The following is a 22,483-nucleotide window of genomic DNA, read 5'->3' on the forward strand; positions in this document are numbered from 1 at the left end:
CCGGGCGAATTGGCCCGGAACGCGTATGGGCGCGTGGCCTCCGGACGTTCATATATTCATTATTTTTCGCATAGAATGGCCGCTTCCCTCCATGAAGTCTTCAGGTAGTCCGCCGTGCGCCCCCTGCCTTTTCGCGATGCGTTGATGGCCATGATCGGCATCGCGCTCGTCAACATGCTGGTCGCTCTTGACCAGACCGTTGTCAGTACTGCCCTTCCGTCGATCGTCGCCGAACTCAAAGGGTTTGAGTATTACGCCTGGATCGCGAGCATTTACCTGCTGGCCTCCGTCGTCACCGTGCCGGTGTTCGGGCGCCTCGGCGATTATTTCGGCCGCCGCCAGTTCGTGATCGCTTCCGTGTTGACCTTCACCATCGCCTCGCTGCTATGCGGTTTGGCCCCCAACATGCCGTTCCTCGTGTTCGCGCGCGGGTTGCAGGGGATCGGGGGCGGCATGATGGTCGGCACGGCGTTCGCGTCGGTGCCCGACCTGTTCCCCGACGCTCGCTCGCGCGTGCGCTGGCAGGTCGTGATCACCACGGCTTACGGCATCGGCACGGCGGCCGGGCCGTCGCTGGGCGGGTTGCTCTCCGAGCATTTCGGCTGGCGTTCGACGTTCTTCGTGAACTTGCCGGTCGGCCTGGCAGCGCTGTATTTCGTATGGCGATACCTGCCGAAATTCCCGCCGGCCCATCAGGGCGAGGTTCGCGTGGACTGGCGTGGCGCAGCGTGGATCGCCGTCGTGCTCGGCGGCTTCCAGGTGTTTATCGAGAACGTGCCGGCGCATGGTGCATCGCTCGGGAATCTGCTGCTGATCGCTGCCGTCGTGTTCGGCTTCTGGATGCTGCTGCGCGCAGAGCGCCGGGCCACGCACCCGATCGTGCCGCTCGATATGTTCCGGCACCCGCAGCTCATCGTGCTCTTCACGCTGTCGGTACTGATCGGCTTCGTGATGTATTCGCTGATCTTCTTCGCGCCGTTGCTGTTGCAAGGCGGGTTCGGCTTGAGTCCGCAGGGCGCGGGCTTGATTGCCACGCCTATCGCGGCATGCATCGCCCTGGGCAGTTTCATCAATACGCCGATCGTGGTGCGTCTGTCGCGGCCCACTAATATGCTGATCCTCGGCTTTTGTCTGCTGGCGGTGGCGTCGGCGGGCGTGGGGCTGGCGCATCGCGATACGTCGCACGGCTTGCTGGCGCTGATGATGGCCTGTGCGGGCATTGGCATCGGCTTCATCCTGAACAACATGAACGTGTTCGGACAGGAAATCGCCGGGCGCGAGCGTTTCGGCATTACCACCGCGTTGCTGCAGTCCACTCGCATGGTCGGCGGCATGCTGGGCACGACGATCGTGGGCACGCTCGTCAATCACTGGTACGCCAATGGCGTGGCCGGCGCCGTGTCGAGCTACGACGGCACGCCAGCGGCGCACGCCGTTGCGCGAGCACTCGACCCACGCATTCTGATCGATCAGGCTTTGCGCGCCGACCTGCTGACGGACCTGCGCGCCATGGGCATCGACGGCGCCCCGTTGGTGGAAACCGCCCGGCAGACGCTCGTGAACGCTGTGCATGCCGGGGTGCTGCTCACGGGCATTGCGGCGATCGTTGCCGCCTTGCTGGTGCGGCGCATCCGGCAGATTCAGTTTCCCAAGCGCCGCGACCGTTCGGCCGTGGTGGCGCCGGAATAAGCCGAAAACGGTTCGGCGTTGTCCGAACGGGCGACGCCGCACGGCGCAAAAGCAAAGCCTAGAGCGGGCAAAAGCCCGTCAAAATGCCGGGCCAGGCCCGACCTCGTTTACAATGCGCGGTGTTTGCCGGGTGAGCCGGCATCAACGAATTTTGTGAACGAGGTTTCCATGATCATCAAGCCACGCGTGCGCGGCTTCATCTGCGTCACCACCCACCCCGTCGGCTGCGAAGCCAACGTCAAGCAACAGATCGATTACGTGAAGGCTCAGGGCCCGGTCGCGAATGGCCCGAAGAAGGTGCTCGTGATCGGTGCGTCGACCGGCTACGGGTTGGCCGCGCGCATTACCGCCGCCTTCGGCGCCGATGCCGCGACGCTGGGTGTGTTCTTCGAGCGTGCGGGCAGCGAGACCAAGCCGGGAACGCCGGGCTGGTACAACACCGCGGCCTTCGACAAGTTCGCCACCGAGAAGGGGCTTTACGCGAAGAGCATCAACGGCGACGCGTTCTCCAAGGAAATCAAGGCCAAGACCATCGAGACGATCAAGAACGATCTCGGTCAGGTCGATCTGGTCGTCTATAGCCTCGCGGCGCCGCGCCGCACGCATCCGGAAACGGGGCAGGTGTTCAGTTCGGTGCTCAAGCCGATCGGCAAGTCGGTGACGCTGCGCGGTATTGATACCGACAAGGAAGTCGTCAAGGCTTCGGTGTTCGAGCCGGCCTCGCAGGAAGAGATCGACAATACGGTGGCCGTGATGGGCGGCGAAGACTGGCAGATGTGGATCGACGCACTCGCCGAGGCCGGCGTGCTCGCCCCGGGTGCCAAGACGACGGCGTTCACGTATCTCGGCGAGAAGATCACTCACGACATCTATTGGAACGGTTCCATCGGCGCGGCCAAGAAGGACCTCGACGAGAAGGTGCTGAGTATTCGCGCCAAGCTCGCCGCGAGCGGTGGCGACGCACGTGTTGCCGTGCTCAAGGCGCTGGTCACGCAGGCCAGCTCGGCCATTCCGATGATGCCGCTTTACCTCTCGCTGCTGTTCAAGGTCATGAAGGCCAAGGGCACGCACGAAGGTTGCATCGAGCAGATCTACGGTCTGTACCAGGACAGCCTGTACAGCGCGACGCCTCGACTCGACGACGAAGGCCGTGTGCGTACCGACCAGAAGGAACTCTCGGCGGATGTGCAGGCGGAAGTCTCGGCGCTGTGGGATAAGGTGACCGACGAGAACCTGTATGAACTCACGGATTTCGCTGGCTACAAGCACGAGTTCCTGCGTCTGTTCGGCTTCGAGATCGACGGTGTCGATTACGAGGCCGATGTGAATCCTGACGTGCCGATTGCGCATCTCGTAGCGTAAGGTCTCCACGCTCGGTGCGATGACGATGGCTCGGGTCCGGCGGTTTGCCGGCTCGGGCCATCGTCGTTTCAGTGCGGCGAAATTGAGCTGGGAGGGCTAGGCGATCGTCGTCAATTCGCATCGGCGGCGGACGAGGCCCGAGACAACTCGTTGATCCGTTCGGCGAGCGCTTGGCATGACAGGGGGGAGGAGCCTTCGGCCTTGTTGTTGACGATCACGTAGACGGGATGTCCGGCGAGGGCGTAATGCGTGGCGAGAGCGGCGAGCACGTCGCGCGTTGCCGGATCGGGATCGACGATCTTGTCGAACGGCGCGTATTTCGCCTTGGCTTGTTCGTAGCGATGCCCACTGTTCAGATTCCAGCGCACGACGAGCGGGCCCGCCCCCGTTTCGTCGAGCATGGCCAGCGCTGCCGCCTGACGTTCCACGTGAGGCATGCGCGCGTGCAGGCCGATGCAATAGCGCACCCCCAACTGTCCCAACGCGCGCATGAGACGTGGTGTGAGCAATGCGCCGTCGCGAATTTCCAGCGCATAGCACGGCCCCGCAGTGGCGGCGCCTTCGGGCGATATTTCCCCTTGAGGCAATGGCGGCAGGGCGGCGAAAAACGCTTCTACGCGTTGAACCAGCGCGGGAATGTCGCGCAGCAACTCGACGGGCAGCGGCGACACCTGAAACACCAATACGCCCGCCTTCGGCCCGAGTCCGGCCAGACAGGGCGCGACAAATTGCTCGGTGGCGATCCGTGCATCGAGAAAGCAGGGGTTCGGGCTCAGCCCTTCGCCTTTCTCGCCGCGAACGACCGCATCGGTCACAGCGCTCGGCGCCTTGACCAGAAACCGGAAGTCGTCCGGCACCTGCTGCGCATACTTTTGATACTCGACGATCGACATCGGCTTGTAGAACGACCGGTCGATGCCGACGCAGCGCAACACCGGATGGTTCGCGTAGGCCGTCAGTCCTTGGCGGGAGAGTTTGGCGTCGCTGTAATCGTCGTCCCAGACGATGCCTTTCCAGCCGGGAAACGACCACGACGAGGTGCCCAGGCGAATGCGGCCTGGCAATTGATTGCCCAGCGTCTGCATGGCAGGGGGAATATCGGCAGCACCGACGCCGCCACGGCGCGCTGCGCGCTTGCGAGGTTCGGTGCTTTGCTGCGCGGGAGCGTTGCCATCGACCTGCCCGGCACGCCCGCCTGTCGGAGGATCGTCAGGCGGCGTGCCGAACAGATCGAACTGGCTCATCGGTTCTCGTACATGTAACGGCGCGACCAGGGCAGACGCTTGGCCGACAGGCCCGCCTTGCGGCAAACGATTTGATAGATCGAGACGTGATCGTGCTCGAACGCATACGCGCAACCCGCGAGATACACGCGCCAGACACGGAAGCGCTCTTCGCCGGCCAACCTGCGCAACTCGGTGGCGTGCGCTTCGAAGCGCTCGGACCAGAGCGTGAGCGTGTGCGCGTAGTGACGGCGCAGGCTTTCCACGTCACTAGCTTCCAGCCCGCCGCGCTGCATCGATTCCAGCGCGAGGCTGATGTGCGGCAACTCGCCGTTCGGGAACACGTACTTATCGATGAACTCTCCGCCGCCCATCGCCGTCTCGCCGCTATCCGGATCGGTCGACGTGATGCCGTGGTTCATGGCGATGCCGTCGTCCTTGAGCAGCGATGCAATCTTGGCGAAATAGTCCTGCAGGTTCTTGCGCCCGACGTGCTCGAACATCCCCACGCTCGTGATGCGGTCGAACTCGCCTGTCACGTCGCGATAATCCTGAATGCGGATTTCGACCTGATTCTCGAGACCGAGTTGCTTGACCCGTTCCGTGGCGAGAGCGAACTGATTCTCGGAGAGCGTGACGCCGACACATTTCGCACCGAATTTCTGCGCAGCGCGAATCACCAGGGCGCCCCAGCCGCAGCCGATATCGAGCAGGGTCTGCCCTGGCTGCAACTGGATCTTGGTGAGGATGTGATCGATCTTTTTCTCTTGAGCCGTGTCGAGGTCTTCGTCGCCGTTTTCAAAGTAGGCACACGAATAAACCATGTTCTTGTCCAGCCAGAACTGGTAGAACTCGTTCGACACGTCGTAGTGAAACTCGATCGAGCGTTTGTCGGACTTCTTGCTGTGATTGAAGTGGCGTACGGCACGTTCCAGCGGGCCGATAGCCGAGAGACTGCTACCGGCGAGCGCGTAGCTCATGTTGATGACGTCGGCGAGCTTACCCTCGACGTCGATTTCGCCCTTCACGTACGCCTCGCCGAGATTATCGAGGCTGGGACTCAGTAGACGCGTCATGGCCGCAGGGCCATTGATGCGCAACGTTACGCTGGGGTTGTCGAAGGCACCGAAATCATAGTGCTGTCCATTCCAGAGTGCGAGCCGGATCGGCAGGTTCGATGATGTCTTGACGCCGCTGACCCAGTTTTCGAGTTTTTTCTCCCACAACATGGATATGCTCCAAGTGTCACCAAAAAAACTGCAATCCGTACCGCACGGCACGGTGACGTCTCCTCGTCAGAACGGGCGGGCAGGCGTACCGCGTCGGCGTAGCCGACACAAAACGTTCAGGGGGACAGGCGCGCCACGCGCCATGATCCGTCGGCAAGCCGGAAATACTTGATGCGATCGTGCAGGCGCGATTCGCGGCCCTGCCAGAATTCGATGGTCTCCGGGACAAGCCGGTAGCCACCCCAGTGCGGCGGGCGCGGCGGGGCGTCGCCGAACTGGCGCCGGAAGTCCGCTTCGCGTTGCTCGATGATGCTGCGATCGGCCACTTCGGCGCTTTGCACCGAGGCCCAGGCGCCCAGACGGGAGCCCACCGGGCGCGAGTGGTAATAAGCGTCGCTCTCGGCTTCGCTTACCTTGTCGACACGGCCCTCGATGCGCACCTGACGCTCAAGTTCGATCCAGTGGAACAGCAGGCAGCCGTATGGCGTGGTGGCCAGTTCCTGGCCTTTGCGCGACTCGTAATTCGTGAAGAACGTGAACCCGTGTTCGTCCGCACCCTTGAGGAGCACGATACGGGCGTCCGGCCGACCGTCCGGCGTGACCGTGGCGAGCGTCATTGCGTTCGGCTCGTTCAGTTCGGCGGCAAGCGCTTGCTCAAACCATCGTCGGAATTGTCCGAATGGGCTGGACGCCACGTCGGTCTCGGAAAGTGAGCCGAGGGCGTAGTTTTTGCGCAGGTCCGCGAGCGAAAGCGTCTGAGTCACGACGGTCAATATCAGTCTGTTGCGGTTGGGGTTGCGACACAGTATAGCGAAGAGTCGGCGAACGTGCGCGCGTGGCGATTCGTCGCATAGGGGGGCACCAATGCTTCGAATGCCCCGCGAGGCGGTCATCTCACGCCATGTGCTTGATATTTAAGGAGTGAAGTAGTTTTGCCGGATGGCCGTCGCGGGTCTCGAAGTCGCGTGACGTGACGGCGGCAAATCCCTGCGCATGGCATGGACATCGTTTCGGCGGTGCGAAACCCATGCGCGAAGCGACCGGGAGTCACGGTGCTTCCCGGCCGTTACCGGAAACGGGCGCCGTGGCCGCCGGCGTTGGCGTGCGCTGACCATTGGTTCGGCTGCGTTGCGCACCCGTTTTGGCACCGTTGGCGTCGGGCGCCGATTTGACGGTCGACGGATTCCGGCTCGCCGAATGTTGCAGGCTGGCGAGCAGTTCGCCGCACGGGCTGTCCTTGCCAGGGCCGAGTTCAAGCAGTGGCACGAGCGCGGTGTACGGAGCGAGCACGCCCAGTGCAATGGCGCCTCCGGCACGCGCAACCAGCATCGGCACGTTGACGTCGACGTCCGGGTGCTTGAACGTTCCCCGCACATAAAACGGCGAGCGCAGCGACAGGAGGCCGAAGTGCTTCGGCTCAGGCCGGATCGTCAGGTTGAAGCGCTCGCGCTTGAGATCGACCTGGCCGGTGACACCGATGCTCGTGTCCTCGGTGTCGATCACGAACGTGCGTGTGTCCATCAGGCCGTCGCGTACCGCGAAGTCTGCTGCCGCGCATCGCATCTCGACCTGTTTATCGCCGAAGATTTTGGTCAGAACGATGTTTCCCACGTTGAGCCCCAGGTATTGCAGCAGCAACTTGCTCACCGAGCCGCGGTCGATCAGCGTTTTGAGTTCGCCGTTGGCCGAACCGGCCAGTGCGGCAATCGAATTGCCGGTTGCCGTCAGTGCCGCGTCGCCGTTCACTTCGCCCACGCTTGTCTTCATCAGATCGACGTCGGGCAGCAACTGTTTTATTTTCAGGTGGCGCAGCGAGACCTGCGAGTCCATCTTCATCGGTTCGGTCTGGCCGTTGAGGACCAGTGTTGATGTGATGCGTCCCCCGGCGACACCGAACTCCAGCGGCCGGAGCGAGAGCACGCCGTCGTCGAGCACGATGTGCGTGACTAGGTTGTCGATCGGCAGGCTCTTGTCCTTGATGATCTTGCGGCCGGTGAATTGCACGTCGGTATCGATGGCGCGCCAGCGGTCGGTCCTGAAGGGATCGACCGGCAGTACCTTGTCTGACGGCGGCGCTTTGGGTTTGCCCGACAGATCGCTGCCGCCGGACGGATTCCGTCCGCCCACGACCGGCCCGAGATCGACCAGCCGCAACTGATTCGATACGACAGCGCCCTGCAGGATGTTGCGCGGCTCGCGCCGGCGGAACACGAGCGTGCCCGACAGATCGCTCTGGCCGACCTTGCCCTGGAAGCGTTCATAGCGCCATACGCCGGCCGTGTGCAGCAGATGCCCGTTGGTCTCGTAGGCAGGCGTTTCCGGCAGCAACACGCCGGTAATCGGATAGAGGTCGGCCATCGTCGGGCCGGCCAGGCGCAGATGCATGTCGAGCGCCGACAGCGTGGCCGGATTCGTGAACGTCCCCGTCGCGGCGATCTGCGTGCGGCCGATGCGCACGCTGGCGTCGAGCGGGTAAGGGTCGCCGGCGTCTTCGAGCGAGAGGACGTCGCCGGCCCGCGCCTTGCCGGTCACGGCAACTTTTCGGAAAGTGCCCTTGAGCGAGACACCGATGCCGTAGGGGGCCTGCCCATCGATGGTCGCGATGTTCGCGGTCAGATCGAGTTGCTGGGGAGCGATATTGGCGCGCACCACCCCATCTTCGAGAATCAGGCGGCCGATGGCCAGTTTCCACGGGGACGGCTGGCCATCGCCCTTCGTGAAGGTCCAGTTGTTCTGTCCGTCGGCGCGCTGCTCCACGATGACTTTGGGCGCAGATAAGGCGACTTCGGGCAGCACCACATGCTTGTCGAGCAGCGGTAGCCATTCGAGCGAGAACGTGAGGCGTCCGAGCGTGATCATGTCCGGCGTCTGACTCCACGCAACGTTGCCTAACACGATATCATTCGCGATCAGGCGAGGCCGCGGCAGCCAGCGCCCCAGTCCAGGGGCCTGTGCGTTCGGCGCCAGCCAGTGCAGCGAGAGGTCGCCCCGGATTTCGAACGGGCGGCCGGTCGCGGTGCTCACTTCCCGGTTGATAAAGGGCCGGGCGTAGTTCCAGTCAAACCACGTGATGAACGCCGCGAATGCCAGCACGATGGCGACTATCGTGATCGCTAGCCATTTCAAGGACGTTACCCATCGCATCATGAACAGTACCCCGTCGATTGTTGTTGCTCCGGTGCCTGCCCCGCCATCGGAGGAAGATTTTGACGCGAACCGCCGTTTTGGCGGCATCGCGCGTTTATACGGTGACGACGGTCTCGCGCGCTTGCGCGATGCCCACGTGGCCGTCATCGGCATCGGCGGCGTCGGTTCGTGGGTGGCCGAGGCGCTCGCGCGCAGCGCCGTGGGCCGACTCACGCTCATCGATCTCGATAACGTCGCCGAGAGCAATACCAATCGTCAGGTGCACGCCCTGGACGGCAACTACGGTAAGCCGAAAGTTGCCGCGATGGCCGAGCGAATCGTGGCCATCAATCCTGCTTGCCAGCTTACGCTTGTCGAGGACTTCGTGGAGCTGGAGAACCTCGATGCCATGTTGAGCGGCGGCTTCGACTGGGTCGTCGACGCCATCGACAGCGTACGGGTGAAGACTGCGCTTATCGCCTGGTGCGTCGCGCATAAGCAGCGTCTGATCACCGTTGGCGGGGCGGGCGGCCAGCTCGATCCGACACGTATCCGTATCGACGATCTCGCCCGCACGATCCAGGATCCGCTGCTTGCGAAAGTGCGTGCGCAATTACGCAAGCAACATGGTTTTGTCCGTGGGCCGAAAGCCAAGTTCAATGTGCCCGCCGTGTACTCGGACGAGCCCTTGCAGTATCCGGAAGCGGTCTGTGCACCGGGAGAAAGCCCCGAAGCGGCTGCGGGGCCACAGGGCCTGAATTGCGCGGGTTTCGGATCGAGCATGTGTGTGACAGCCACATTCGGCATGGCGGCCGCTGCCCATGTGTTGACGCGAATCACCGGGCGTTCGGCCTGATGACCCGCCAGACGTATCCGTGTTTTACCAAGGAGCGCAGGAGACGTCTGTAACCAAAGGTTACCGGTCGAGGCGAATGCCTCGATCGACGTCTCGATAGCTGAAATGACAATGGCCGGGTTCGCTCCCGGCCATTTGTGTTGTCGTGCGAATTTCTGTTCCGCTTCGCTTCGCTTCGTTACGTACGACGAAACAACTTGCGGGGCAAAGCCATCAGCGCAGTTCGCGGCGCAGCACCTTGCCCACGGGCGTCTTGGGCAGGTCTTTGCGGAACTCGATCAAATGCGGCACCTTGTAGTTTGTCAGGTGCTGACGGCAGAAGTCGATGATGACCTTCTCGGTCAGATCCTGCGATTTCTTGACGATCACAGCCTTCACCGCTTCGCCGGTGCGATCGCTCGGCACGCCGACGACTGCCGCTTCGAGCACGCCCGGGCACATGGCCAGCACGCTTTCGACCTCGTTCGGATACACGTTGAAGCCCGACACGATGATCATGTCCTTCTTGCGGTCGGTGATGCGCACATAGCCCTGCTCGTCCATCGTGCCGATGTCGCCGGTGCGCAGCCAACCGTCCGGCGTGATGGTCTTTGCCGTCTCGTCCGGTCGACGCCAGTAGCCCTTCATGACCTGCGGGCCACGCACGCAGATTTCACCTTCCTGGCCGAAGCCGAGGGCTTCGTTGGCATCGTTGCGGATGCTGACGTCCGTTGACGAGATCGGCAGGCCGATGGACCCGTTGAACTCGCTGCCGAGCGGGTTGATACACACGGCGGGCGACGTCTCCGTCAGACCGTACGCCTCGATGAGCGGATGGCCGGTTACCTTCTGCCAGCGATCGGCCACCGCACGCTGCACGGCAGCACCGCCGCCAAGCGCACACTTGAGCGCGCTGAAGTCGAGTTGGTCGAAGCCGGGGGTGTGGAGCAACCCGTTGAAGAGCGTGTTCACGCCCGTCATGAACGTGAACTTCCATTTGCCCAGCTCTTTCACGAAGCCGGGCATGTCGCGCGGGTTGGTGATGAGCAGGTTGAGTGCGCCCAACTGGAGGAACACCAGGCAGTTCGCCGTCAGACAGAAGATGTGATAGAGCGGCAGGGCGGTGACGATGATCTCCTTGCCTTCCTCGAGACCCGAGCCGATCCAGGCGCGCGCCTGCAACATATTGGCGATCATGTTGCCGTGCGTGAGCATGGCGCCCTTGGCGACCCCCGTGGTGCCGCCGGTGTATTGCAGGAACGCGATGTCGTCGTGACCCAGTTGCACTTCCTGATGCTGTGCACGTGCACCTTGCGCAAGCGCGGTACGGAACGGCACGGCGCGGGGGATGTTCCACTCGGGCACCATCTTCTTCACGTGACGCACGACGTAGTTCACGATCCAGCGCTTCGGCGCGGGCACGAGATCGCCGATGGCCGTCGTGACGACGTGCTTGACCGGTGTGTTGGGCAGTGCCTTTTGCAGCGTGGCGGCGAAGTTCTCGATCACCACGATGGCACCGCAGTCGGCGTCTATCAGCTGGTGCTCGAGTTCGCCTGCCGTGTAGAGCGGATTGACGTTGACGACAACCATCCCCGCACGCAGGATGCCGAAGACGGCGACCGGATATTGGAGCAGGTTCGGCGACATGATTGCCACGCGCGAGCCGCGTTCCAGTCCGGGCAGACTTTGCAGATACGCGGCAAAGTCGCGCGATTTACGCTCGAGGTCCGCGAAGGTCATCGTTACCCCGAGGTTGGTGAACGACGGGCGGTCCGCGAACTTCTGGCAGCTTTGCAGGAACAGATCGTTCAGCGAACGATACTTGTTGACGTCGATCTCGGCCGGCACGCCGGGCGGATAGCTCTTGAGCCAGACTTTTTCCATGAGCGCCTCCTTGAATTTGATTTTTATCGCATCGTCGTCGCCGGGGGAAGAGATTGGGCGCGCGGTGCGTCGTTTCATCGCAGTACATTTTGGCAATACGAGAGGGGGCTCCGGACGTGTCGTCTCCCCTGTCCGGTCTCGCATGCGCGGCAAACGCGCCCATCGACGCGCTGCAAAAAGCCGTAGCATACCGTGCCGTCTCCAGGGCGAGCACATGGAAAGCCCTGATTTGATGCGGGTTTGCATGGAGTAATTGCTCTAGCGGCAAAGGCTTGCCAGTGCGGGGGATTCCGCGCTAATCCCGCACGGAATGGCCGATGTAACGGACAAACCGCAGATGTGACAAAAGAATTGCAAAAAACGCTTGCGTGGCGGTCCGGTTTCTTACATAATTCTGTTCTCACGACGCGGCTGTAGCTCAGTTGGATAGAGTACTTGGCTACGAACCAAGGGGTCGTGGGTTCGAATCCTGCCAGCCGCGCCACCTAATTCGAGGGTCTCCTCACGGGGAGACCCTTAGTTTTTCGGGAGAGTCTTTCCCAGTGACGCGCCGCATGTCATGTACATTCGGCCCGCGTCGATGAGAAGGCAGATCGACAGCAGCAGGATCGTCTGATCGATGTCTCACGTGCAGTAAGTGCGGCTGTAGCTCAGTTGGATAGAGTACTTGGCTACGAACCAAGGGGTCGTGGGTTCGAATCCTGCCAGCCGCGCCAACCCAGTTGGCAAGAACGCTCCAGAGGCGAAAGCTTCTGGAGCGTTTTCGTTTGTGCCGACGAAAAGTATCGCACGGTTCGGCATTCATCGTTCCCGCCATCGTCAGGCGCGACGACGTTCCGCATCGAACGCCATCGTGCCAGCGCCGTCGCGTCAGCCTTCGCCGCTTTCCGGGGCGACCTGCCATCCCAGACCCAGCGCCTTGTGCAACATCACGAACGATTTGAGAAGCTGTGCGTCACCGGCGATACGGTCTTGCTCGGCGGAAAAGCGCGTGCGTTCCGCATCCAGCCAATCGAGTGTGCTCGCGGTGCCCGCGCGGTAGCGCTGACGTGTGAGCGTCGCCGCCCGCGTGGCCGACGCCTCCACGCTGCGCAGCCGGTACACGTTCTCGCGCTGATGCCCGTAGCGGGCAAGTGCCACATCGGCGTCGCGTAACGCGGTGAGCACGGCGCTCTCGTACTTCGCCTGCGCCTGATCGCGGCCCGCCTTTGCGCCGTCGACGCCGGCCTGCACGCGTCCGAAGTCGAGCACGTTCCATTGCAGACGCGGCATCGTCATCCAACTGAAGTTGTCCTTGCGCACGAGATGGCCGGGGTCCAGCGCCGAATATCCGAGTTCGCCCATGATCGAGAGCTTCGGAAACCAGTTGGCGGTCTGCACGCCGATCTGCGCGTTCTGCGATGCCAGACGGCGCTCGGCGGCGCGAATGTCCGGTCGCGCTTGCAACAGCGCAGACGGATCGCCGATAGCCACCTTCGCGGGCACGCTAGGGAGTGCCTTGGATGCCTGCAATTCGGCATCCAGTGCGCCCGGTGCGCGCCCCGTCAGCAGTGCCAACTGATCGAGCGATTCGATGACGTCTGCTTCGAGCGGCAGCACGCGCGATTGCGTCTGCTCCACTTGCGTCACGAGCCGTTCGACGTCGAGTTCCGAGGCGACACCGCCCGCCCGGCGCTGACGCGTGAGATCGAGCATTTCGCCTTCCAATTGCGCCGAATCGTGCACGAGAGCAAGCCGTGCCTGCTGATCGCGCAGCGCAACGTAAGTCTGGGCGACTTCGGCGGCGAGTTGCACGTGGGCATCGGCCAGATCCTCCGACGCCGCGTCGGCGTCGGCACCGGCGGCTTCGACGGCGCGTCGCGTGCCGCCGAACAAATCGATTTCCCAACTGGCGTCGAACCCGGCGACGTAGAGGTCGAGCGGGCCGCGGCCATTGCCGCTACCGTTGTTGCCGCCAAGCAGGCTCAGATCGGGCGAGCGGGTGCGCACCATCGCCAGATCGACGCCCGCCTTCGGCAGCAGGTCGGCCTGATGACTGCGCAGGCTCGCGCGCGACTGACGCACCTTTGCCTGTGCCACCCGGATGTCCGGACTATGCGCGATGGCGTCGTCGATCAGCGCGGTGAGCTGCGGATCGTTCAGCGCCGTCCACCACCGGGCGGCGCCGGGCGTGTGTGCCTGCACGCCTTCGCCCGCATGCGCGAACGTTGCCCCGGCACGCAGGGCGTCGCCCGCGACTTCGGGCGCGCCACGATAGTCGGGACCGACGGTGCAGCCAGTGGCGAGAAGGCATGCCGCGAGGGCCAGTGTTCGGATAGGAAACGTCATGATGATTCAATGGCCGCCGGATCTGAATCCGGTCGGTTGCTTGAGCAGTAGGGCCAGGGGCACGCAAAGCAGCAGCGCGATACCTAGTGCGTAGAAAGTTTCGGAAAACGTCATCACGCTCGCCTGCCGCGCAATGTCGGCGGCGAGCTGTGCTGTGGCCTGGAGTTGCGCGTGCATCATGTCGCCCGTCTGTGCGAAGAAGCCCGCCGCATTGGCCGCGAGATGTTCCTGCCCCAGCGCACTATTGGCGGTGATTGTCTCGCGCAGCATGGCGTCGTGATAGTCGGTGCGCCGGTCGATCAGCGTGCCGAGCAATGCGAGTCCCACCGACCCGCCGAGATTGCGGGCCATGTTGTACAGACCTGCCGCGTCGCCGGCATCGTGCGCGTCGACGGCTGCCATCGACGCCTGATTGAGCGGCATCATCGCGAGCATTTGCCCCACGCCACGCAGCAATTGCGAAAGCGTGAAGTCGTGGCCCACGCTTTGTGCCGTCAGGCTGATGTCGAGCATGCAACTCGCGAAGAAGCACAGTAGCCCGAGAATCACGAGCAGACGGATGTCCACCCGGCTGATGAGGCGCGGCAAGAACGGCATCATCAGGAACGCGGGCAGCCCCGAGAGCAGCATGATGTTGCCCGACTGCTGCGCGTTGTAGCCCGCAATCGTGGAGAGGAACTGCGGCAGTAGATACGACACGCCGTAGAGTCCCGCGCCCACCGTGAAGACGATATAGATCACGCTCGCGTAATTCTTGTTGCCCAGCAGCGAGAGCTTGACGATCGGCTTCTCGGCCGTGAACTGCGCCACGAGCATCATGCCGATGCCGATGACCGACGCAATCGACAACCCGATGATCAGGTGCGAATCGAACCAGCGTTCGCGCTGTCCTTCCTCTAGCACCACGGTGAGCGAACTCAAGCCGATGGTCAGGCCCACGATGCCCAGCCAGTCCGCCTTGAAGAAGGCTTGCAGATTGGCCGGCTCGCGCTTCAGACCGAGCATGAGCAGCGTGACGATGGCCGCCGAGATTGGTAGATTCAGGAAGAAGCACCAGCGCCAGTTGGCGTTCTCGGTCAGCCACCCGCCGACCACCGGGCCGAGCAATGGCCCCAGCAGCACGATCAGACCGAACATCGCCATGCCGACCGCCATCTGATGGCGTGGCAGACGCGTGCGAATGATCATCTGCGCCGTCGGAATCATGGCGCCACCGGCGAAGCCCTGTCCGATGCGGCCGACGATCATCTCGGGCAGGCTGCTCGACGCACCGCACATCATCGAGAAGAGCGTGAAGAAGACGGCGTTGAGCATCAGAAAGCGTCGCAGCCCGAGCACGCGCGTGAGCCACGAGGCGAGCGGAATCATGACGATTTCCGACATCAGGTAGCCGGTCGATATCCAGGTGCCCTCGGTGCCCGAGGCCCCGATCTGTCCTTGAATCTGCGGCAGTGCCGAGTTCGTGATCGAAATATCGAGCGTGGCCAGCAGTGCGCCCAGCGCACCGGCGGCCACGGCGATCCAGTCCGACGCCGACGCGTTGCGGGGTGCAGCGGCGCTTACGGCGCCAACGTGTGCACCACCACTACCGCCGTCGCCGCCCGCCGCCACGGTGCTGCGCGCCTGATCGCGCGTCGGCGTGACCGGCGAGAGCGACGGCGTCGACGCGCTCACAACGCGACCGTCAGCCACATTGCACTCCAACGTTCGTGGGCGACGGCGCCGTGCTCGCAAGGGGGCAAACGGTGGCATCGAGCGGCGCACTGAGCGAGAGCTGTTGGGCGGTGGCACTGCTGGCCTGGCCCGAGCGGGCCGCCTGTTTGGCTGGCGCGGCCGGGGCGTTGCGATGCGTATCGACGTCTGCCGTGACCGACAGGCCCGGCAGCAACACTGAACGCAGCGACGCCGGCACATCGAGACGGATGCGCACCGGCACGCGCTGCACGATCTTCGTGAAGTTACCGGTGGCGTTCTGCGCGGGCAGCAGCGCAAACTGCGCGCCGGTGCCGGGGGAGAGCGAATCGACCACACCATGGATCGGCTCGCCGGGCAAGGCGTCGACATGCACCGTCACCGGCTGGCCGGGACGCATGCGGCCGACCTGCGTTTCCTTGAAGTTTGCCGTCAGATAGAGGCTTTGCACCGGCACGACGGTGAGCAGTCGCGTACCCGGCTGCGCGAACTGGCCGACGCGCACCGCCCGATCGCCAACGCGTCCGGCCAGCGTGCTCTTGACCACCGTGTCCGCGAGGTCGAGGTCTGCCTTGCGCGCGCTTGCCTGTGCCACCGTCAACTGCGCTTTGGCCTGCGCCAGCGCGGCGGTGAGCGTGTCCGTCTGCCGCTCGCTCGCTTGCAGGCTGGCCTCATTGCTCTTGAGCGAGGCGTCGGCGCGTGCGCTGGCATTGCGCAGTTCCGCGAGACGCTCGTCGGTTTCGGCGCCGGTCGCGACCAACGGTACGTAGCGTTTGACCTGACCGGACGAGTACGCGGCGTTCGCACGTGCGCTGTCGAGTTCAGCGCGTGCCTGTGCGATGGTCGCCGAGTGCTGGGAGAGTTCCGCCTGTGCCCGGGCCACGTCGGCTTCGCGGGCCACGACGGTCGCTTGCGCCTCGTCGTAGGCAGCCTGGTACTGGCGCCCATCGAGACGCACGAGCGGCTGGCCGACCGTCACCGTTTCGTTGTCGCGCACCAGCACTTCGATCACATAGCCGCCCACTTTCGGTGCGACGGTCATGCTGTCGGCTTGCAGATAGGCGTCGTCGGTCGACTCGATGAAGCGCCCGGCAAACCACCAGTGTCCGCCCCAACCCAGCGCTGCGACGACGCCCAGCGCCAGCGCGCCGAGCAGGATCTGTTTGCGACGCGGGTTGGCCGGGGCCTTCGTCTGGCTGGGCTCTGCGACCTTGCCGGCCGGCGCTTGCGCCTGACGTGCGGTGGGCGGCGCCGCTTCCGCCTGTTCGACCTGTGCTGCGTTGGTCATGGGAACTTCCTCAAATTATTCCATTCGGCACAATTATTCCAGTTGATCGATTTGTGTCAAGTGTTATATTTTTGACGAAAGTTTTGGCAAGCAAGGACATACATGACAGGGACTTCACGTGCAGGGCGTGCTCGGGGCGTGGCAACGCGTGCGCGGCATGCAGTCGACACGGGGTATCAACGTGGCGAGGAAACGCGCGCGCGCATCGTCCTCGCGGCGATCAAGTGTTTCGGAGAGTACGGCTTTGCCGGCGCGTCTACGCGAGACATCGCGAACGAGGCAGGGGTGAACGCGCCGGCGCTGCAGTACTACTTCGACAACAAGGAAGGGGTGTACAAGGCGTGCGTCGAGTACATCCTGGGTCTTGTGCTGGGCCAGATGGGAGAGGCCATCGAGTTGGCCGAGCGTGTGGTGGCCGATCCCGGCGCGACCGACAAGCAACTCATGGACGCCTTTTGCGAGCTACAGATCCGCAAGGCAGGCTTCATGGAGGAGGTCCCGGAGATCGATGGCTGGCACATGTTCATGGCTCGCGAGCAAGCGGGGCTCGGGCCGGAAGCCGGGTTCAAGGCGTTTCACGAGCGCTTTTCAAGCCGGCTCGCGGCGGTTGGCGCGAACATCGTGACCCGCCTCGCGGGGGTGGCGCCTGACAACGAGGAGATGCGCATTCGCGCCGTGTGCATCAGCACGCTGGGCATGGCATTTCGCGTGATGCGCCGCTCCGTCGATTGTTCGATGGGATGGGCCAGCGAACCGGATGCCGATCGTAATCGGATGGTGCGTGAGGCGGTACTCGAGCAGACACGGCAATTGCTGGAGCGGATCGTCAAGCAGCGCAAGTCGGCCAAATAAGTTCAGGCAGGCAACGAACTCGGGGGCACCTTTCGGTGCCCCCGAGTCGTTTTCAATGATGGAGTACGGCAGCAAGCGTCACGCTTGAGGCGGGCAACGCGAGTCTGCGTTTCGCGCCATCGGCTTAGAAGATGTGGCGGATACCCGTTGCCACGCCCACTTGCGTCGCGTTACCCGGCAGTTCCACGCGTGCGGCGCCACTGACCTTGTTGTAGTCGACGGTGCCGTAGACTTGCGTGCGCTTCGACAGGGCGTACTCGGCGAGCAGCACGTACGTGTAGCGACGGCCCGAACCGGCATCGCTCGCCTGCGCGTTGATGTTCTTGATGTCGTCGAAATACGCGGCACCCGTGATCGCGAGGTTCGGCATGGCCTGGATCGTCGTGCCGAGATAGAACGTCATGTCCTTGCGCGGATTGTCGTTCAGGTTACCTGTGGTGACGGCGTGCGCCGGGTCGTTGAGCGTGCCGTCGAGCCAGCCGCTGCGATCGCGACCGCCCATGTAGCCGACGAACACCTTGGCGATGGAGACGCTGTAGATACCGCCCAGCCCCCACATCTGCTGCACGCGCTTGGCGGCGTCTCGCGCCTGCTGATACACGCCGGCGACCTGCAACGGTCCCATCGTGTAGGCAGCACGGGTGCCCCAGTAGTTGCTCGCGGCCATCGTGCCGGCGGTGTTGCCGAAACCGTAAGTCGCACCGACCGACAGGCCGCCGAACGTGCCGGCATAGCTCACGGCGTTGTCCACACGGCCACGCGTGATGTTGTACATCCACGAGTTGTTCGCATAGTTGCCGATCGTGAGCGGATCGAAGTCGCCGTAGACGTTGAACGCCTCGGTTGCCTGACGGCCGATCTTGATCGCGCCGTACTGGTTTTGCAGGCCGACGAAAGCATAGCGGTCAAACAGTCGGGGACCGTTCGTGAGTTGGCCGTTTTGCGGGTTGATGCCCGACTCCAACTGGAAGATCGCCTTCGTGCCGCCGCCGAGGTCTTCCGAGCCCTTGAAGCCGAAACGGCTGTTGGTTACGGCGCCGTTGGTCACTTGCCACAGGGCGTCGTTGTTGGCATTGGCGTTGGTCTGATACCGCACGCTTTGATCGACGATTCCGTACAGGGTGACGGCGCTTTGGGCGGTAGCGGTGGTGCTGAAGGCGAGGCCGCAAGCGGCCGAGAGGATGGCCAGACTGGCCGGAATTGCAGACTTCATGGGTCTCCTTTCTCTTGTAGATGGGCTGCGGACTGAAAAACGGATCCGCTGCGCCTTCCGATGTAGACGGTCACGGATGCTTCTCGGTACGAATCGGCTTGTCATTTCTGCCGGGCAACTGGCGGCGAATCGAAGGATCTGCCAGAATTCGTCAAAACTTGACGGATTCTGCCAATGAACCTCGACCTTGCCGATCTGCGCATCCTCCGCCATCTGGAACTCAACGGACGCATCTCCAACCAGGAGTTGGCGGATGCCGTCGGCTTGTCGCCGTCGGCCTGCCTTCGCCGGGTGAAATTGCTCGAGGACCGCGGGGTGATTTCCGGATACCGCTGCATCGTGGACGCACAGCATATCGGCCTGGAGTTCGAGGCGTTAGTGCAAATCACGCTCCGACCGGACGTCGATCAGTGGCATGAAAAATTTCTCGCATGTGTGCAGAACTGGCCGGAAGTCGTGACTGCGCGAATCGTCACCGGCTCGGCCAATTACATCTTGACGGTAAGAGCCCGTAACCTTGCGCACTACTCCGATTTCATCGTCAATGAGCTATACCGGGCGCCTGCCGTGATGTCGATTCAGTCGAATATCGTGCTCAAGACAATTAAACACACGCAGTCCCTCGTGGACCTCGTCAAGCCGAAGTAAAAATTATATAACATATTAACTAACCGCCAAAAGACGGTTGGAATTTCCCGGAAGAAGAGACACAGCATGGCAGTGATTACCACCATCGAGGACTTACGGGTTCTCGCACAGCGGCGAGTGCCGCGCATGTTTTACGAGTATGTCGATTCGGGGTCGTGGACGGAGGCGACCTATCGGGCGAATGCGGCGGATTTCGGCGGTATCGAGTTCCGGCAGCGCGTTGCCGTGAACATCGAGCATCGCAGCACGCGCACGACGATGTTGGGAGAGTCGGTCGCCATGCCGGTGGCGCTGGCGCCGACGGGCATGACAGGCATGCAGCATGCGGACGGCGAGATTCTCGCGGCGCGTGCGGCTGAAGCGTTCGGTGTGCCGTTTACGCTCTCGACCGTGTCGATCTGCTCCATCGAGGACGTGGCGGCGCACACCAAGGCGCCGTTCTGGTTCCAGTTGTATGTGATGCGCGATCGCGACTTCATCGAGCGTTTGATCGACCGGGCCAAGGCCGCAGGGTGTTCGGCACTGATGGTGACGATGGACTTGCAGATCAGCGGTCAGCGTCATCGAGACATCAAGAATGGCCTGTCGGCGCCGCCGAAGCTGACGTTGCCGAACATTGCCAACATGATGACCAAGCCGCGCTGGTGCATGGGCATGTTGAGGACACGCCGACGCACCTTCGGCAACATCGTGGGTCATGCCAAGGGCGTGGATGACATCGGTTCGCTTGCCACCTGGTCGGCGGCGCAGTTCGACCCGCGTCTGTCATGGAACGACGTCGAGTGGATCAAGAAGCGTTGGGGCGGCAAACTCGTGCTCAAGGGCGTGCTCGACCCTGAAGATGCGCGTGCCGCACGCGACACCGGGGCCGACGCGATCGTGGTGAGCAATCACGGCGGGCGTCAGCTTGACGGTGCGATCTCGACGATTCGCGCGCTGCCCGACATTGTGGCGGCGGTGGGGCGCGACACGGAGGTCTGGCTCGACGGCGGCATCCGTTCCGGTCAGGACGTGATCAAGGCGATGGCCCTGGGCGCGAAGGGGACGCTCATCGGGCGTCCGTTCCTGTACGGTCTGGGGGCGATGGGCGAGGTGGGTGTGCGCCGCGCGCTGGAGGTCATTGCGAAGGAGATGGATGTGACCATGGCACTGACCGGCCGCACGACCATTGACCGTCTCGATTCGTCGATGCTGATCCCGGGCAGTTATCCGACGGGCATTGGCCCGTACCTGCCGGAGCCAGGCGGACGGTAATCGGCCGGCTGGAAAAACACGAAAGCCGCAGCGAATCGCGCTGCGGCTTTTTTTATTTCCGTCGGGGGCAACCCCATCCGGACAACGCCCTGCAATCACGGGACGCTTCGTTTCGGTGAAGACCGGCGCAGACCGATCAATGATGGTGCTTGTGATGACCGCGGCGCTTTCCGCGGTAGTGGTCGTCGTCGTCGTACGAGTTCGAGCGCGACATGTTGCCGCCGAGCGCGGCACCCGCGCCGCCGCCGACGGCCGCGCCGATCAGGCCGCCGGAGCGCCCGCCCATCGCATTGCCTGCCGCCGTACCGGCACCACCGCCCAGCGCACCACCGACAATGGCGCCCGTGCGCTCGCGCCGGTTCGACGTGATTGCGCCGCCGGCGCCACCGCCAACCGCACCTCCCACCACAGCACCGGTGCTGCCCCCAAGCGCACCGCCCACGGCCGCGCCTGCCACGCCGCCCAGCGCGCCGCCAAGGGCATTGTTCATGTCACTGGCCGAAGCCGTCAGGGAAGTCGTTGCTGCCACGGCGGCGATCGCCACCATCGGGAAAATTCGCTTGAGCATGAGTCTTGAAGTGGATTCGAATGAACGCGAGGCAAGTATAAAGACGCATCGTTCCGTCGCCGCTACCTCAATGTTTCACTTCTCGTAAGGCCGGTAACGAAATGTTACCTTGCGTGCATTCGCTGCGATTCGGCTATACGGCCTCGCCGCCCGTGCGGCGCCGCGACGGCACCTTCATCTCGGCCACGTAGCGATACAACTGGGCGGCCGCTGGCGAGAGCGGCCGCGCCTTGCTCCGGATCATGCCGACGCGGCGCGTCACCACGGGATCGACCAGCGGCACGCTCGTGAGCAACGGGTGGTCGCCGCCCGGCATCGCCATCGTCGGCACGGCCGCCACACCCAGGCCCGCTTCGACCAGTCCGAGCATCGTCGTCACATGTTGTGTCTCGCAGATACTCGGCGGGCGTTGCGGCAGCGCCGTCAGCGCCTGATCGAGCAGCAGGCGGTTACCCGAGGCCTTCCCGACAGTGATGTAGTCGTACTCGTAAAGCTCTCGCCACGTCACCCGCTTCTTGCCCGCGAGCGGATGATCGCGCCGGCACGCCGCCACGTAACGCTCCTGCAGCAGGAGCTTGAACTCGATGTTCGGCTCCTGACTACCGATGAAATTCAACCCGAAATCGGCATCGCCGTTCACCACGGCGGCAAGCACCTCGTTGGCGCTGGCGTCGAGCACCGAGATGCGGATGCGCGGATACGCCTGGTGGTAGCGCGAGATCACCTGCGGCATGAAGTAATACGCGGCAGACGGCACACAGGCGATGGTCACATGCCCGAGGCTCGACGACGCCACGTCTCGAATACCCAGTAGCGCGTTATCCAGATCGTCGAGAATCCGTTCGGCATCGCGTGCAAACGCGCGCCCGACGTTGGTGAGTGCCACGCGCCGCGTGCTGCGCTCGAAGAGCTTGACGCCCAGCGCCTCCTCGAGCTTGTCGATGCGGCGCGAGAGTGCGGGCTGCGAGAGGTGAATGGCTTCGGCCGCGCGGCGAAAGCTCGCGAGTTGCGCCACCGCGCGAAAGGCCTGCAAATCGTTCAGATCGAAATTGATCGCCATGACATTGGGGGGATGAGAGTCGGGCAAGCGCCGCACGCGGCACGGACACCGGGGGATAGCCGCGGGTTCGGGCGTGGCGCAGAGTGTAACGTGTTACCGATCGGTAGGCGCATTAGCATCCTATGATTGATAGCGTATGCGCATCAATCTTTCCAAAACTTGCAATTCACAACCGGGGAACTTCCGGCGCACCATTGGCGGTTTCAAAAAAGCGTCCACGACGGTTCGA

At 63.2% G+C, this 22,483-nt stretch carries 17 protein-coding genes and 2 tRNA genes; 8 read left to right on the forward strand and 11 right to left on the reverse strand.

Annotation, left to right across the window (positions count from 1 at the left end):
• Window positions 1-150: 150 nt before the first annotated feature.
• Together PCO31110_RS18500 and fabV are read left to right on the forward strand one after the other, a co-directional pair.
• Window positions 151-1,689: an MFS transporter gene (locus PCO31110_RS18500; RefSeq protein WP_150691231.1), complete on the forward strand. Its 1,539-nt coding sequence runs from the start codon at window positions 151-153 to the stop codon at window positions 1,687-1,689.
• Window positions 1,690-1,857: 168 nt separating this feature from the next.
• The gene (fabV, locus tag PCO31110_RS18505; RefSeq protein WP_150691105.1) at window positions 1,858-3,051 is read left to right on the forward strand and encodes an enoyl-ACP reductase FabV; all 1,194 of its coding nucleotides are present in this window, start codon (window positions 1,858-1,860) and stop codon (window positions 3,049-3,051) included.
• Between the two features lie 110 nt (window positions 3,052-3,161).
• Here the strand turns inward: fabV and PCO31110_RS18510 are convergent, their stop codons facing one another.
• The 4 genes from PCO31110_RS18510 to PCO31110_RS18525 all read right to left on the reverse strand — a co-directional run bounded on the left by PCO31110_RS18510 (window position 3,162) and on the right by PCO31110_RS18525 (window position 8,629).
• Entirely contained in the window at window positions 3,162-4,295 is a 1,134-nt protein-coding gene (locus PCO31110_RS18510; RefSeq protein ID WP_150691106.1) for a DUF72 domain-containing protein, read from the reverse strand.
• Window positions 4,292-5,503, reverse strand: a complete 1,212-nt coding sequence (locus PCO31110_RS18515) for a class I SAM-dependent methyltransferase (protein WP_010808526.1) — start codon at window positions 5,501-5,503, stop codon at window positions 4,292-4,294. The genes PCO31110_RS18510 and PCO31110_RS18515 overlap by 4 nt, the downstream gene beginning before the upstream one ends.
• 116 nt (window positions 5,504-5,619) lie before the next feature.
• Entirely contained in the window at window positions 5,620-6,267 is a 648-nt protein-coding gene (gene pdxH, locus PCO31110_RS18520; protein ID WP_150691107.1) for a pyridoxamine 5'-phosphate oxidase, read from the reverse strand.
• Window positions 6,268-6,550: 283 nt separating this feature from the next.
• Window positions 6,551-8,629, reverse strand: a complete 2,079-nt coding sequence (locus tag PCO31110_RS18525; protein WP_246189896.1) for an AsmA family protein — start codon at window positions 8,627-8,629, stop codon at window positions 6,551-6,553.
• Between the two features lie 19 nt (window positions 8,630-8,648).
• On the opposite strand from PCO31110_RS18525, the gene tcdA reads away from it, so the two are divergent.
• The gene (gene tcdA / locus PCO31110_RS18530) at window positions 8,649-9,485 is read left to right on the forward strand and encodes a tRNA cyclic N6-threonylcarbamoyladenosine(37) synthase TcdA (protein ID WP_174979640.1); all 837 of its coding nucleotides are present in this window, start codon (window positions 8,649-8,651) and stop codon (window positions 9,483-9,485) included.
• Window positions 9,486-9,698: 213 nt separating this feature from the next.
• On the opposite strand, the gene PCO31110_RS18535 is transcribed toward tcdA, so the two are convergent.
• Window positions 9,699-11,351, reverse strand: a complete 1,653-nt coding sequence (locus PCO31110_RS18535; RefSeq protein ID WP_150691109.1) for an AMP-binding protein — start codon at window positions 11,349-11,351, stop codon at window positions 9,699-9,701.
• Between the two features lie 407 nt (window positions 11,352-11,758).
• Between PCO31110_RS18535 and PCO31110_RS18540 the strand changes: the two genes are divergently transcribed.
• Together PCO31110_RS18540 and PCO31110_RS18545 are read left to right on the forward strand one after the other, a co-directional pair.
• Window positions 11,759-11,835: transfer RNA gene (locus PCO31110_RS18540), tRNA-Arg, on the forward strand.
• 155 nt (window positions 11,836-11,990) lie between these two features.
• Window positions 11,991-12,067: transfer RNA gene (locus PCO31110_RS18545), tRNA-Arg, on the forward strand.
• Between the two features lie 154 nt (window positions 12,068-12,221).
• Here PCO31110_RS18545 and PCO31110_RS18550 read toward each other — a convergent pair.
• From PCO31110_RS18550 to PCO31110_RS18560, 3 genes are all read right to left on the reverse strand, one after another.
• Window positions 12,222-13,679, reverse strand: a complete 1,458-nt coding sequence (locus tag PCO31110_RS18550; protein ID WP_010808531.1) for an efflux transporter outer membrane subunit — start codon at window positions 13,677-13,679, stop codon at window positions 12,222-12,224.
• A gap of 6 nt (window positions 13,680-13,685) precedes the next feature.
• Window positions 13,686-15,194, reverse strand: coding sequence for a DHA2 family efflux MFS transporter permease subunit (locus tag PCO31110_RS18555; protein WP_246189907.1), 1,509 nt, complete (start codon window positions 15,192-15,194; stop codon window positions 13,686-13,688).
• Window positions 15,195-15,363: 169 nt separating this feature from the next.
• Entirely contained in the window at window positions 15,364-16,659 is a 1,296-nt protein-coding gene (locus tag PCO31110_RS18560) for an HlyD family secretion protein (RefSeq protein WP_150691111.1), read from the reverse strand.
• Window positions 16,660-16,761: 102 nt separating this feature from the next.
• On the opposite strand from PCO31110_RS18560, the gene PCO31110_RS18565 reads away from it, so the two are divergent.
• Window positions 16,762-17,511: a CerR family C-terminal domain-containing protein gene (locus PCO31110_RS18565; RefSeq protein WP_150691112.1), complete on the forward strand. Its 750-nt coding sequence runs from the start codon at window positions 16,762-16,764 to the stop codon at window positions 17,509-17,511.
• Window positions 17,512-17,635: 124 nt separating this feature from the next.
• On the opposite strand, the gene PCO31110_RS18570 is transcribed toward PCO31110_RS18565, so the two are convergent.
• A complete protein-coding gene (locus PCO31110_RS18570) occupies window positions 17,636-18,724 on the reverse strand; it encodes a porin (RefSeq protein WP_010808535.1) in 1,089 nt (362 codons plus the stop codon).
• Window positions 18,725-18,898: 174 nt separating this feature from the next.
• On the opposite strand from PCO31110_RS18570, the gene PCO31110_RS18575 reads away from it, so the two are divergent.
• Together PCO31110_RS18575 and PCO31110_RS18580 are read left to right on the forward strand one after the other, a co-directional pair.
• Window positions 18,899-19,372 (forward strand): Lrp/AsnC family transcriptional regulator, encoded by a 474-nt coding sequence (locus PCO31110_RS18575; protein WP_010808536.1) that lies wholly within the window; start codon window positions 18,899-18,901, stop codon window positions 19,370-19,372.
• 66 nt (window positions 19,373-19,438) lie between these two features.
• Complete coding sequence (locus PCO31110_RS18580; RefSeq protein WP_150691113.1) at window positions 19,439-20,626, forward strand: alpha-hydroxy acid oxidase; 1,188 nt, start codon at window positions 19,439-19,441, stop codon at window positions 20,624-20,626.
• A gap of 136 nt (window positions 20,627-20,762) precedes the next feature.
• Here PCO31110_RS18580 and PCO31110_RS18585 read toward each other — a convergent pair whose 3' ends face one another.
• Window positions 20,763-21,194, reverse strand: coding sequence for a hypothetical protein (locus tag PCO31110_RS18585; protein ID WP_010808538.1), 432 nt, complete (start codon window positions 21,192-21,194; stop codon window positions 20,763-20,765).
• A gap of 133 nt (window positions 21,195-21,327) precedes the next feature.
• Window positions 21,328-22,254 (reverse strand): LysR family transcriptional regulator, encoded by a 927-nt coding sequence (locus PCO31110_RS18590; protein ID WP_010808539.1) that lies wholly within the window; start codon window positions 22,252-22,254, stop codon window positions 21,328-21,330.
• Between the last annotated feature and the right edge of the window lie 229 nt (window positions 22,255-22,483).

It is taken from the genome of Pandoraea communis, from assembly GCF_902459745.1.
Taxonomy (GTDB): Bacteria; Pseudomonadota; Gammaproteobacteria; order Burkholderiales; family Burkholderiaceae; genus Pandoraea; species Pandoraea communis.

Excerpts from the sequence above, each read along its gene's own strand:
- PCO31110_RS18585 (WP_010808538.1), bottom strand. The coding sequence starts at position 21,194 with ATGCTCAAGCGAATTTTCCCGATGGTGGCGATCGCCGCCGTGGCAGCA.
- PCO31110_RS18535 (WP_150691109.1), bottom strand. The coding sequence starts at position 11,351 with ATGGAAAAAGTCTGGCTCAAGAGCTATCCGCCCGGCGTGCCGGCCGAG.
- PCO31110_RS18550 (WP_010808531.1), bottom strand. The coding sequence starts at position 13,679 with ATGACGTTTCCTATCCGAACACTGGCCCTCGCGGCATGCCTTCTCGCC.
- PCO31110_RS18500 (WP_150691231.1), top strand. The coding sequence starts at position 151 with ATGATCGGCATCGCGCTCGTCAACATGCTGGTCGCTCTTGACCAGACC.
- PCO31110_RS18590 (WP_010808539.1), bottom strand. The coding sequence starts at position 22,254 with ATGGCGATCAATTTCGATCTGAACGATTTGCAGGCCTTTCGCGCGGTG.
- tcdA (WP_174979640.1), top strand. The coding sequence starts at position 8,649 with ATGAACAGTACCCCGTCGATTGTTGTTGCTCCGGTGCCTGCCCCGCCA.
- PCO31110_RS18570 (WP_010808535.1), bottom strand. The coding sequence starts at position 18,724 with ATGAAGTCTGCAATTCCGGCCAGTCTGGCCATCCTCTCGGCCGCTTGC.
- PCO31110_RS18580 (WP_150691113.1), top strand. The coding sequence starts at position 19,439 with ATGGCAGTGATTACCACCATCGAGGACTTACGGGTTCTCGCACAGCGG.
- PCO31110_RS18560 (WP_150691111.1), bottom strand. The coding sequence starts at position 16,659 with ATGACCAACGCAGCACAGGTCGAACAGGCGGAAGCGGCGCCGCCCACC.
- PCO31110_RS18515 (WP_010808526.1), bottom strand. The coding sequence starts at position 5,503 with ATGTTGTGGGAGAAAAAACTCGAAAACTGGGTCAGCGGCGTCAAGACA.
- PCO31110_RS18575 (WP_010808536.1), top strand. The coding sequence starts at position 18,899 with ATGAACCTCGACCTTGCCGATCTGCGCATCCTCCGCCATCTGGAACTC.
- fabV (WP_150691105.1), top strand. The coding sequence starts at position 1,858 with ATGATCATCAAGCCACGCGTGCGCGGCTTCATCTGCGTCACCACCCAC.
- PCO31110_RS18565 (WP_150691112.1), top strand. The coding sequence starts at position 16,762 with ATGACAGGGACTTCACGTGCAGGGCGTGCTCGGGGCGTGGCAACGCGT.
- PCO31110_RS18510 (WP_150691106.1), bottom strand. The coding sequence starts at position 4,295 with ATGAGCCAGTTCGATCTGTTCGGCACGCCGCCTGACGATCCTCCGACA.